This window comes from Ereboglobus luteus, assembly GCF_003096195.1.
Lineage (GTDB): Bacteria > Verrucomicrobiota > Verrucomicrobiia > Opitutales > Opitutaceae > Ereboglobus > Ereboglobus luteus.
On sequence record NZ_CP023004.1, the window covers coordinates 2,702,573 to 2,715,135 of the forward strand.

5 protein-coding genes are annotated in these 12,563 nt (G+C 59.7%); 2 read left to right on the forward strand and 3 right to left on the reverse strand.

Translation table 11 applies throughout. The features are described from left to right. The first annotated feature begins 486 nt into the window (after positions 1-486). Positions 487-876 carry a helix-turn-helix domain-containing protein gene (locus CKA38_RS09870; RefSeq protein WP_108825317.1) on the forward strand — a complete coding sequence of 130 codons (390 nt, stop codon included), beginning with the start codon at positions 487-489 and terminating at the stop codon, positions 874-876. A 377-nt stretch (positions 877-1,253) separates the two neighbouring features. On the opposite strand, the gene CKA38_RS09875 is transcribed toward CKA38_RS09870, so the two are convergent. After that, entirely contained in the window at positions 1,254-9,248 is a 7,995-nt protein-coding gene (locus tag CKA38_RS09875; RefSeq protein ID WP_152032781.1) for an autotransporter outer membrane beta-barrel domain-containing protein, read from the reverse strand. Positions 9,249-10,063: 815 nt separating this feature from the next. Here CKA38_RS09875 and CKA38_RS16440 point away from each other — a divergent pair. Further along, positions 10,064-10,207 (forward strand): hypothetical protein, encoded by a 144-nt coding sequence (locus CKA38_RS16440; RefSeq protein WP_236918993.1) that lies wholly within the window; start codon positions 10,064-10,066, stop codon positions 10,205-10,207. 792 nt (positions 10,208-10,999) lie between these two features. Here CKA38_RS16440 and CKA38_RS09880 read toward each other — a convergent pair. Together CKA38_RS09880 and CKA38_RS09885 are read right to left on the reverse strand one after the other, a co-directional pair. Continuing rightward, positions 11,000-11,890 (reverse strand): nucleotidyl transferase AbiEii/AbiGii toxin family protein, encoded by an 891-nt coding sequence (locus CKA38_RS09880; RefSeq protein WP_108825319.1) that lies wholly within the window; start codon positions 11,888-11,890, stop codon positions 11,000-11,002. Beyond that, the gene (locus CKA38_RS09885; protein WP_108825320.1) at positions 11,887-12,486 is read right to left on the reverse strand and encodes a type IV toxin-antitoxin system AbiEi family antitoxin domain-containing protein; all 600 of its coding nucleotides are present in this window, start codon (positions 12,484-12,486) and stop codon (positions 11,887-11,889) included. Before CKA38_RS09885 ends, CKA38_RS09880 begins: the two co-directional genes overlap by 4 nt. Positions 12,487-12,563 lie beyond the last annotated feature (77 nt).

Consider the following 12,563-nt stretch of genomic DNA (forward strand, 5'->3'; position numbering starts at 1 on the left):
CGTCAGCGGGTAGGGCGCGCTCGCCGAGCGCGCCGAGAATTACGAGAGGCAACCAAATGGCGGAACAAATGATTTCAGCCGTTTCCCAATACTTAAAAGAGCGGGGGCACCCGGACGTTTGTGCGGCTCCCGGGGAATGATTTTTAGTCCTGCAACACTGTGGAGTTGCGAAAAATCTGTGTATTTTTTACCGATTCACAGGCATGTTTTCGCAAGTGCTAAAAACGAAAAGCGTCCATTGTTTTCGATAATGAAATCAATTTTCCATAAAGCTTTTATGTTTTCTTAATTTGTTTTAAAACAGATAATTGCATAATTTAATTACAGACCGAAAAAGCTCGATTTTCTGATTATGGTAAATGCGGAATATGGTTTTGCGCGGACATCCCGGCCTGTTTATTCGGTCCGCGTGCAAACGCATAGTAGCATATAAAGTAAATAATAATGCTTGCATGTGAAAAAACATATTACTGTATTGGCGCCCGTATGGCTAACGACATCAAAAACGAAATTGCAGCAACAAAGGCAAAGCTGGCAGAACTTGAAAAGTTTCAGAAGATTCAGGGGAAACTTGCAGGCCTGCCCGCGGCTTATGGATTCAGTGACGTTGATTCCTTTATCAAGGCACTCAAGCGCGCCGGCGGCTCCAAGAAACCCGGACGTCCCGCCAAGGGCGCGAAGGTTGCCAAGGCTCCCAAGGCCAAAAAAGGCAAGAAGGGCAAGCGCGCCCGCATCACGCCCGAGGTGAAGGATCAAGTGAAGGCCCTCGTTGCCGGCGGCAAGACTGGCGCCGAAATTGCCAAGAGCCTTGGTATCTCGCTCCCGAGCGTTCAGAATATCAAGAAGGAATTCGGCCTCGTCAAAAAGCGCCGCTAATATCCTGGTATCTTGTTGCTATAAACAATCACAAAGCCCCCGGTTCCGCCGGGGGCTTTTTTTGCGGGAAGTGAACCGGCGGACGGGCCATTAACCGACGCGCCCGGTGATCGCGCCCTGCCTAAGGCGGGAACCTCATCCAGCGCCATGCTCGGGCTCTATAATAAATATGATGATTTCCGGCGTCTCATGCGCGAGACGCGCGATTCCTTGGTCAAGCTTTCAAAATTATAATATATAAAAAGGTAATTCAAGAAAGGGCGCGCCTGTTCGCGGACAGGCGCGCCTTTTTTGTGTATAATACCATTTGCGAATAAGTTTTATTCTTTGGGCGCCGTCAACGGTGGGGGCATGCCTCCCGTGATTCCCGGACACGCTTACCAAAGTCTACGATAGCCGAGGTTGATGGACCAGGGGCGGTCGTAGTTGGATGCCTTGGCGTATTCGTAATCGAAGTAAGCCTGGCTGATGTCGTTGATGCGATACATCACGCCGACGCCTGCCTCGAAACGGCAGCCGTCGTAGTCGGTGTCGAGGGTTTTGCCATGCGCGCGGATTTTGCCGCCGCTGCTGTCGACTCCGACAACGGCGAACTTGCCGTAGGGATGCCAGTTGGTGTTTTTGAACTGGCGCCCGCCGCGCACACGCGCGCGGTATTGGTAGTTTGTCGACGAGGCAACTGACACGCCGATGGCGCGTTGGACATCGGTTGCGGCGGTCGAGTAATCGGCGCTGTTGATCCAGAGCACGGAAACTTGGACGGCGGGTTCAATCCACCAGCCGTTGGATTGCATGAGCAGTTTGCCGGCCTCGAGGGAAAGGCCTTGCGCCTTGGATATGTATTTGCCGCGGGTGATGGCGCCGTTGTGGGCGCGCGCCTCGAACTCGTTGTCGTAACGGTCGATTTTGGCGACCATGTCGGCAAACCAGCCTTTGTCGTTGATGAGCGTAGCGTAGAGGCCGAAGCCGACGCTGTCGGTGTCGCCGTTGCCGTGATTGTCGAAGTCGCGATTGACGCCACCCATGTCGAGCAGCGCGCCGGCGAGCACGAGGCCCGCGGGGGTGTCAAAGCGCTTGTCGGCGCCGATATTCACACCCCAGCCGTATTGTTTGAAGCCGAGGCCGGAGAGTTCGTTGTTAGCGTTGAGGCGGTAGCCGCGCGAGCGAACCCAGAGGTTGCCGTTGTCCGCCGTGGCGAGGCCTTTTTGATTTTCCCACCGCAGTTCGCCCATGCGCAGATACAGGCTGTCGAGCGAGTAGTTCCAGTCGAGGGCGAGGGTGGAGGCGGTGTTGAGAATGGCGTCGGCGGCGTGCGAGAGGCCGGCGTCGGTGAGATACCATTTGCGGGTGTCGGGGATGTAAACGGAGCCGTCGCCTTGGAGGAGTTCGAGTGTGGTGAGGGCGTGCTCAAGTTTGCCGCCGGGGTTGGCGAGGACGAACTGCGCGGAGCCGTTTTCAATGGTGACAAGTTCGATGGCGGTGTTGATGACGGAGATGTCGCCGGTGGCGTTGACGTAGATGTTGTGACTGCCGGCGCCGGCGTCGGTGATGGTGAGCGCGTTGGCGATGGCGCCTGCGGGGTTGTTTCCGGCGGTCGCGGCGGAGAGGTCGGCGTTGAGGACAAAGTTGCCCGTGCCGTGGCCGAGGGCGTCGATGGTGGCGGTGCCGGTGGCGGTCGCGAAGGTGATGGTGCCGCTGTTCATATGGACGGCGCCGAGCGAGATGCCGTTGGCGCCGAGGCGCAGATTGCTGGGCTGGTCGAGCGCGACGGTGAGGGTGTTCGCAATGGCGTTGGCGCGGGTGACGAGGAGGTCGGCGCGGGTGAGCGCGAGCGTGCCGGTGCCGCGCAGGGTGTTGGCGAGGGTGCCGGCGGCGATGTCGCGCATTTCGTAGGTCGCGGCGGCGTTGATGCCGATGGTGGCGTCGCCGAGGTTGTCGGTGCGCGTGGCGGTGAGGCGTCCGGCGTCGATGGTGCCGGTGCCGTGGAAGTTCGCGCCGGAGGCGGCGAGGGTGAGCTCGCCGGTGTTGGTTTTTGCGAAGAGGCCGTCGCCGGAGAGGGCGTTTTGCAGGGTGCCGCTGTCGGCGGCGGCGATGTCGAGGTGGAGTGTGCCGGAGAGGGCGATGGCGGCGAAGCCGAGGCCGGCGGGGTTGGAGAGGCGCGCGGTGGCGTTGGCGGCGATGGTGGCGGAGGCGGCGAAGCCGGCGTTGGCTCCGGTGATGTCGAGCGTGCCGCCGGCGATGTTGAGCGTGGCGGTGTTGGTGCCGGCGAGCGCGCCGTCGATGGCTCCGCCAGCGGTGATCGCGAGCGAGCCGGAGTTGAGGTTGAGGAGCGAACCGGCGGCGGTCGTGATGGTGGTGACGGTTTGCGTGTGGGCGTCGAGGTCGAGCGCTCCGTCGGCGAGGATGTCGAGCGGGGCGGCGGCGCCGAGGACGTTGTCGGCCTTGGCGATCACGGTGCCGGTGGTGATGGTGCTGGCGCCGGAGTAGCTGTTGGAGCCGCTGAGGGTGATGCTGGAATCGGGCGCGGCGTAGGTGACGCCGCCGAGGCCGGTGATATCGGCGGAAAGGGTGGTGTCGGTCGCGCTCGCGGTGGTGAGGGCGAGTGTTTCGCCGGCTTGCACGTCGAGGGCGGTGAGCACGTAGTCGTAGTAGAGGCCGGCGGGCATCGCGCCCGTGCCGGTGTAGGCGGCCGCCTCGGTGCCGCTGACGGTGAGCGCGGTGTAGTCGTAGATGGCGTGGACGTTTCCGTAATCGACAATTTGTCCGTTGGAGAGCGCGGTGCCGTCGGCTTGCTTGATGGCGATTTTGCGCTGGGTGGGATCGTCGAGCGCGCCGGCTTCGACGAGGAGCGTGGCGTTGTTGGTGATGTTGTCCTGGTCGAGGAAATTTTTGTTGGTGCCGGTGCCGATGGCGACGGAGCCGGATGAGGTGTAGTTTTTAAACACAACCGTGCTGGCTGTCGTGTCGCTGACGGCGAGGGTGCCGACTTTGAGGACTTGCTCGGGCTGGACGCCGTTCATGTCGAGCCAGAGCGCGCCGCCGTTGAGGTCGAGGGCCTTGATTTGGCGTGTTTCGTTGTTGGTGTGGAGCGCGCCGCCGGCGTTGAGTTGCAACGCGGCGTTGACGAGGACGTCAGTGTTGGCGTTGGTGCCGAGTGTGAGCACGCTGTTCGTGAGCGAGACGGTGCCGGAGAAAGGGCTGGGGGACTGAAGGACTGATGAGCTGAAGGAGAAGCCGGCGCCGGAGGTGTTGATGGCGAGAACACCTTCGCCGGAGAGCGCGTGTCCGAAGGTCGTGGCGATGGTTGCCAGTTTGGCGTTGGATGCGATGACGACTTGCGCGGTGGCGCCGCCGATTTGGTTGTTGTTGTCGATGTCGGCGGTGCCGGTGACGGCGAGCGTGCCGGTGAATGCGGTGTTGTCCCCGCGCAGGCTGACGTTGCCGGTGACCAGGTTCACGCCGGAGCCGCTGATGGTGTTGGCGTAGGTGCCGGTGCCGGCGAGGTTGAGGGTGGCGTTGTTGGACACGGCGCCGGTGCCCGTGCCGAACAGGTTGGCGAGTGTGAGGGTGCCGCCGGTGATGGCGGTCGTGCCGTTGAAGGCGTTGCTCGATGTGATGCGCAATTCGCCGGATCCGGTTTTGACGAGTTGACCGTTGCCGGTGAGGGCGTTGCCGGAGCCGAGTTCGATGAGGGCGGCGTTGCTGGCGGTGAAGATGCCGGCGATGGCAAGGTCGGCGTCGGCGAGCTGGTTTTGCGCGGTGGCGATGAGTTGCGAATCGGCGGCGATGTCGAAGACGCCGGCGTGGTCGGTGTTGTCGGCGGCGAGCGTGACAGTGGAGGTGCTGGCAAGGGCGACGGTGCCGGTGCCGGCGATGGATTTGGTGAGCGTGCCTTGGGCGTTGTTGAACTTGAGGAGGCCTGTGTTGGCGATGAGACCGGAGGAGCCGAGGCCGTCGGTGTTGTCGAGGCGCGCGGTGCCGGTGGCGGCGATGGTAGCGGTGGCGTTGAGGCCGGTGTTTGCGCCGCGGATGTCGAGGAGGCCGCCGTTCAGGATGAGGCTGCCGGTGCCGGTGAGCGCGCCTTCGCTGATGCCGCCGTTGGTGATGACGAGGGCGCCGTTGGAGAGGGCGAGGGTGGAGTTGGCCGAGCCGCTGAATGCGCCGACGGTCTGCGAGTGGCCGGCGAGGTCGAGGGCGGCGTTGGCGGCGATGTCGAGGCGCGAGGTTTCGCCGAGGGCGGTTGAGGAGATGAGGATCACGGTGCCGCTGGTGATATGGGTGGCGCCGAGGTAGTCGCTGTTTGCGTTGCCGACGAGGGCGGTGCCGGTGATGGCGAATTGGTAGCCGCCGTCGCCGGTGAGCGCGGCGTCGAGGGTGTCGGAGGTCGCGCCGGCGTTGGAGAGGAGGATTTGCGTGCCGGTGCCGGCGATGAGTTGCGAGAGGCCGTAGCCGACATGGAGGCCGTTGTTGGTGGCGCTGGCGCGGTAGTTGTAAACGGCGGTGCCGCTGACGCCGCCGTCGGCGGCGAGGATGGTCACGTTTTGCGCGAGTTCGGGGGCGGCGATTGCGGAGCCGTCGTAGTTGGTGAGCGTGACGTTGCCCGCGCTGCCGACGAGGGTGGAGGACTCGACGACGTGGAGCTGGTAGCGCGTGGCCGAGCCGGAGTCGGAGAAGAAGTTGCTGTGCGGATCGATGGCGGTGTTGAGGGTGCCTGTCAGTCCGATGGCGAGGGTGCTGGTCGCGGCGAGGTTGAGCGTGCCGGTGACGAGCGTGCCGGAAAATTGGTTGATGTTGGAGCCGGGCGCGGCGGCGATTTTGAGGACACCGCCGTTGAGCGTGAGGTTGCCGATGGTGGCGTTGGAGAGCACTTCGGCGACGCCCGCGGAGCTGACACGGAGGGTGGCGTTGGCGAGGGCGGCGACGTTGGTGTTGGCGGCGTCGAGTGCGAGGTAACCGCTTTGGAGGTCGAGGGTGCCGGTGAAAAGGCTGAAGGGCTGAATGGCTGAAGGGCTGAAGGAGAAGTCAGCGCCGGAGGTGTTGATTGCGAGCACGCCCGCGCCGCCGAGCGCGCGGGCGAAGGTGGTGTCGCTCGTGGTGAGCCAGCCGCCGGCGGCGATGTCCGCGGTGGATGCGGCCGCGCCGAGGTTGGCCTCGTTGGCGATGGAGGCGGTGCCGCCGGAGACGATTTGCCACGCGCCGGCGAAGGTGTGCGCGGCGCCGTCGGTGGCGGCGAGGTTGACGGCGCTGCCGGAGATGATGGCGGTGGTGGTGTCGTCGCCGGCGATGTTGTTTGTGAATGTGCCGCCGAATGCGAGGTCGAGCGTGGTGTCGGCGGCGAGGGTTATGTTGCCCGTGCCGGTGGCGGCGTGGTGCGCAAGCTTGAGCGCGCCGCCCTCGACGACGGTGGTGCCGGTGTAGGTGTTGCTGCCGCCGAGGACGAGTGTGCCGCCGTGGATTTTGTGGAGGTCTGCGGTGCCGGTGAGTCGGGTGTTGATGGTGGCGGTGATGGCGGAGTCGCTTGCGTCGCCCGCGCCGACAAGGATCGAGGCGGTGCCGGAGACGGGAGTGAAGGTGAGTGTGCCGTCGTTGAGCACGTAGTCGCTGACGAGGAATTGCGCGCCGCTCAGCGTGACATCGCCGAGGGTGTTGCTGACGGTGACGGGACTGCCGATGACGGCGTCGGGGCCATAACCGAAGACGGCGAACTTGCCTTCGGTCCATGTCTTGTTGCTCACGCCGCCGTTGACGGTCCAGTTGGTGTTGCCGCCGGCGGTGCCGGTGTCCCAGATGCCGTTGCCGCCTTCGATCTGGTTGTTTGAATGATTGAGATCTCCGTCCCAATAGATGAGGTCGGAGCCTCCTTGAATGAGGTTTACTTGGTGGGCGGTTGCTAAATCGACCAGGAGGTCATTGGTGCCCAATCCGCTGCCGGTTGAATCGTTGAGTGCGTCAAAGCTGATCGTGCCGCCGCCAAGCAGGTCGCCCGAATAATTGATGAGGCGGTAGACGCCAATGCCGAAGCCGGTTTGCGCGGTGACGTGCAGGCTCGTCGTGCCTGTGAGGGTGAGGTCGCCGGTGACGTTGATCAGGTCGCTGGTGCCGTCGGCGAGCCCGTCCACCGCGTTGGGCGTGCCGAGCTTGAGGTGGAGGAGCGAGCCGTTGGCGAGCGAAAGGCCGTTGAGGATGGTGAGCGTGCCGGTGGCGGCGAGGTTGCCGGGGGAGAGGGTTGCGCTTGTGGCGAGCGTGACGAGGCCGGCGAGGGTGCCGGTGCCGGCGAGGGTTGAGTTTGCCGCGACAATTGTGTCCACGCTGGAAAGGTGTCCGCGCAGGTCGAGCTTTCCGCTGTTCACAAACGTCGTCCCGGTGTAGGTGTTGCGCGCCCACAGGGTCAAGGTGCCCGCGCCGGTTTTGGTGAGATTCACGCTGCCATCGGCTGCCGAGATGGAGTCTGCGTTATTGGCGATGGAACTGGCGTTGCCGATGTTGGCGGTCGCGTTGGCGCCGATGTCGAAGACCATGCTGCCGCTTGCGATGTAGAGGAAGCCGCCAGAGTCGTTGTCGATCGCCTTGTTGTTGGCGGCGGAGAGGGTTTCGTTCGCCCCAACCTCGAGAGTGATGTTGCCGCCGGCGTAAATCGCGCCGCCTTTTCCTGCCGCCGCAGTGTTGCCGGAGAAGGTGCCGGAGCCGAGCGAGAAGTCGGCACCGGAGTAAATTGCCCCGCCGGAGCCGCTGGTGGCGGTGTTGCTGGTGAACACAAGATTGGCGCCGGTAATGGTGCCGCCTGCGGTGTTGTAGATGGCGCCGCCGGAGGTGCCGGCCACGTTGCTTTCGAATGTGATGTTAGTGCCGGTGAAGGTGCTGTTGTTATTGTTATAGATCGCACCGCCTGCGTTGGCAAAATTTCCGGACAAGGTTGTTGAAAAGAGGGTGACCGTGCCGGTGGCTGTATCGCTGTAAATCGCGCCGCCTGCATTTGCCGAGGAGTTGCTGATAAAAAGCAGGTTGGAGCCTGTGAAGGCACCTCCGTTGACCACGGCTCCGCCGAGATTTCCTGAATAGTTTTTGGAAAAAGTTGACGAGGTCACGACGGATGTGGCCGGAAAGGTTCCAGATACATAAGTGAACAGGGCGCCGCCATAGGACGAGGCTGTGTTGCTGACAAAGAGCAGGTTGGAGCCGGAGAAGGTGCCGGTGTAATTTGCGACCGCTCCGCCATAGCCGGCGTAATTGCCCTCAAATGTGCTCAGTGTCACATCCGCCGATCCATAGGCATTGCGCATATAAATGGCCCCGCCCATGCTGCCGGCGGTGTTGCTGGTGAAAAGCAGGTTGGAGCTTTTCAGATTGTTGCCGTTGTAAATGGCTCCGCCGTCAGTCCTGGCATAGTTTTCGGTGAAGGTGCTGGAGGTGAGGACACCGGCATTGTTGAAATAGATCGCGCCGCCGCTGGTGTAGGCCCTGTTGTTCTCGAAAACAAGACCGGTGCCATCGAGGGTCTTTTCCGAATGGATGGCGCCCCCGGAATATTTGATGGCGGCGTTGTTGGTGAAGGTGCTTGAGACGATGGTGTCGGTGCCGCTCGATGCGGCGCTGAAATAAGCGCCCCCGTAAGTCGCGGCGGTGTTGCTGGCAAATAGCAGATTGGTGCCGGTGAACACTGCCGTGCTGTGGATTGCCCCGCCTCTGGCGTTGGCGGAGCGATTGCCGATGAAGGTGCTTGATACGAGGACGAGCATGCCGCTCCGGGCGTAGATCGCGCCGCCATTGCCGTCGGAAGCGCTGCCGGCCGCGGTGTTGCTGACAAACATGAGATCCGTGCCGTGGACGCGGGAGGCGGGCACGTAGCTGTCGACATGGATGGCGGCTCCGCCGAACTTTACGGCGTAGTTGTGCGAAAGCGTTCCCGATGCCAGGGTGAGGGTGCCGGAGCTGTTGACGATGGCTCCGCCGGTGCTGGCGGTGTTGCTGGTGAATACGAGTCCCGTGCCGGTGAATATGGCGTTGGCTCCGTGGTTTACCAGCGCGCCGGCCCAATTGCTCAGGGCCTTGTTGCCGGAGAACGTGCTTGTCACCAGCAACATTGTTCCTGTGTTAAAAACGGCTCCGCCACGATATGTGGACGAGTTATTGTCGAAAAAAACGTCGGTGCCGGTGACAAGGCCCGCGTTCTTGATCGCACCACCTCCATTGTAGCTGCTTTCGGTCAAACCGGCGAACGTGCCCGAGGAGATGTCTCGCGTTTGACCAGAGGTAATGTTCAATCGAGTAGTGTAGTTGGCCGCCGGCGCGCCCGCCGGGAGCGCCAGGCAAAGACATGCGACAATGAGCAACTGTGTTGCGGGAAAAAGGAGGGAAAATGACTTACGGTTCATCTTTTTTGTCTGCTTTGAAAAAAATAAGGACAGTTCGATTGTCGTGGTATATTTCAGAAGGGACATTCGGCCCAAGGCGGCATCCTGCCATTAAAATGGTCTAAACGATTAAACGACCTGCGTCCTGTGTGTTTTGGGGTGAAAAGTTGAAAAAATCTTTATTCGTTCTGGGTGAATGCCATGGGGGATTTTCCGGATTGCCCGGGCGAATATGCCTTTTTTGGAGGGACGGCTGAATTGTTAAATGACATGAACCAACCAAGAATTTGTTAAAATATGGTTGTTTTATTTATATGTCAATATGACGGTGATTTTAATAAATTTTTTTAATAATTCATTGCCCTGAACATCGTTTTTTTAATTTCAGACGCTTTTATGCGAAGTTTTAATAACGAGCACTCGTCCTGTGACATCGTGTTTTATTGGACAGTGGAATAATTTTACTGCGCCCCGCCTGCGGGACATGGCAGGCAGGGGCGGTTGAGATAATTGGGGATATTCGATTTGTATAGTCGCTTAGGCGATTGGTTGAATCTTTCGGATGTGCCGGGGCAGTCATGATCTCTCCAGACGTTTCCGTCCTGATAAAAGATATTTGTGCGCAATAAGTTACGCCGCGAAAACTCCGCCGCGAAATGTGTCGTGAACGAAAGAATTGTCCGCATTTTTTACATGTTCAAAATTGCGGACAAATACCCCGTGGCGTTCGACACCGACGGACGTCGCTCACGGGTTTAAAACCCGCGTCACGCATCCGGCATCGCCGGGTTTGGGCTGAACGGCTGTGAAATACCCACCTGATTCGCGCGCTAAAGATGTCGAACGCGCAAGCGCTGTCCATGGAGGCGTTGACGCAGGAGCGCGCGGTGAGAATCACCTCGCTGTGCAGCGCGTTTTACAACGAGCACATGGCGGAGTGGGCGCTCTTCCCGGGAACGCGGGCATCCTGCCCGCAATGAACAGTATTCAAAAAACGAATACGCGGTCATCCCATTATTTTGCGGGCAGGATGCCCGCGTTTGGTTCACGTTCAAGTCGCTAGTTCTAGCGGACTTAGTTGATTGTTAATGGTTTAGAACATGCATATAAGAGCACGAATTGACAGGGAAGTGAAGCTAAAAACAGCGATTTTGACAACATTCTGGCAACCCAACTCTCTTTCCTAGGTTGCCAGCTATCTCGTTGCATATCCAGTAATTGGATTACTTTAATCAGGTCATTAAATATGGGGATTTTGTCCGGTTTTGCACGCCCTATTTTTCGATTCGCTCAAAATGCCTCCGGTCATGCGTGATTTTCGATCCCTGCCTCGATGGCTTGCGGGCGGCGGCGGTGTGCCTGGTCACGCCCGCCGTGTCGGCTTCGTGGTTTGCGCATTACGCCACAACTCTCGGAAAACGGGGCGCAAAAAAACAACCGGACACAACGCCCAGACATCATTCGCTGGCTTCGGGCAGGGGCGTAACTCCATGTAGTTTTTCTTCCCTGTGGGTTCTATGCGAACGTGGCCCCATAGGCGCATGAAAAGCGTTGCTGTCAATCTGGAGCGCAGGCCGAGCTTGTCGAGGCCGAGAACAGATTGCATAGCAATGATACAATCTCGCGCGGGGCACGGCGCTTGCCGTCTCGGTCGAATACCGCCTCCAGAATGCTGCTTACAATGCGAACATTTGCTATTTGTGAATAACGAATCCACGCGTTCCCCAAACCACAAGGTAACGTTGCCGTATTCAGGTTCTCCTTGGTGGCGATTATTCCCATCCCTTGCCCGCATACCATCGCTGGTTATTTGACTTGAGCGCAGGGCCTACAAATTCGCGCAGCTCCGCCATCAATAGCGGGAACTGATCTGGCGGTGTTTTGAGCGCATTGCGCCCAAGAAAGCCATGCCATTGAGCCTGCCGGGCGGCATCGTTCACATATTCCGACGTGAACGGAAGCAGTTCTCCTTCCATGACGGTTCCCCTCCGACGAAAGGTGGCTGAGAGGGCTTGATGCAGCATGCTTCCGTCGAAGTCGAATCGCCGGGATAAAAACCACAAATCATGAAAATCCTTCATGCGCGTGTTGCGCGGGCCGATTGAAACGATGGCCTCGAATTTTTCCGCGACGACGGTGTAGATCGGATACGCGCGCACGCGCGGCGGCGGAAAATCCAGCAACACGGGAAAGTCGGTCACTTCCGGCGCGGGCGTCACGGCATCGCCGGACCCAACGTCGATCTGCATGGGGATGCGTGCCTTGCCGAGCCACGCCGTTATGTTGATGCGAACGCCTCCATACTCCTGTCCCTCGCGGATTTCCTCCGCGCGCACGGATGCCTCCTCAAAGTGCAGCCCATCCGGAGGCGCATTCGTGGCAATGATTTCTCGGAAGGCGTCAATTATGGCGTCGATTTCCATGTTTCCGAAGCCGAGGAAATCCACGTCCCTCGTTGGGCGTGGCACGCGATCATCCCACAGGACAAAAAGCAACGCACCTTTGAGAAGAAACCGGTCGGCATGTTTGGATTGTCCCAGTCGGTAGAGCAGGCGTTCGATGCAATAGCGCACGAGAATATCGTTGAAAGTTTCGTGTCTGGTGCGCGCCACGTTGAGCAAACGCGCTTTCACGGACGCCGGTAGGTTTTTTAGTTTGGTCATGGTAGCATTTCCAGATAAGGTTGCATGACGCGCGCGACCCGGCAAACGTGGGCCGCCGCTGCCAGCTCCGACATGGTGAACTTGCGCGTTCGCCAACCTTCCCGCAGTGCTTCAATTGCCACATCAATGCCGATCTTGTTGCGAAATTTAAAACAATCGGCCACCGTTTTCGCCGCCGTGTAAACACGCAGTCTGGCTTGGCCAGAAATCTTTTCGGTCATCACACCATAATGGAGCGCGGCAGGCGAAAATCGAACATAACGCATGGGGGGATGCGTAATACGGGGCGTCCATGCTTTGCCGTCAATGGCCATCCAGACCTCACGGGGGCTTTGAGTGCCGATTTCGTGGAGGGCTAGGGCCGTGGTCAGGCAAAGAACGCCGTTTGGCACGCGCAGACATGCGATCTCCCAGTCGTGCTTTTCGTCGATTTCCGCATCGCTTGGCGCATACACGCCTCGAGAAAAACGAATCAGCCGCCCGGCACGCACGAGCCTCCCAAGATAGGCTGTTGGCAGATTGTCTGCACGGAGATCGCGTGGACGCAGCGAACCTCGTTTGCGCGCAAGCTGTTCAATGAGTTTGGTCTTGGTCATTATGTTTCTAATACTTGGTAGAAAATATAAACTACCTAGGTTATGCAACATCAAATAAAAACGCCTGGAGCCTCGCT

Coding starts and splice junctions, on each gene's coding strand:
- CKA38_RS09880 (WP_108825319.1), bottom strand. CDS start 11,890: ATGACCAAACTAAAAAACCTACCGGCGTCCGTGAAAGCGCGTTTGCTC.
- CKA38_RS09875 (WP_152032781.1), bottom strand. CDS start 9,248: ATGAACCGTAAGTCATTTTCCCTCCTTTTTCCCGCAACACAGTTGCTC.
- CKA38_RS16440 (WP_236918993.1), top strand. CDS start 10,064: ATGTCGAACGCGCAAGCGCTGTCCATGGAGGCGTTGACGCAGGAGCGC.
- CKA38_RS09885 (WP_108825320.1), bottom strand. CDS start 12,486: ATGACCAAGACCAAACTCATTGAACAGCTTGCGCGCAAACGAGGTTCG.
- CKA38_RS09870 (WP_108825317.1), top strand. CDS start 487: ATGGCTAACGACATCAAAAACGAAATTGCAGCAACAAAGGCAAAGCTG.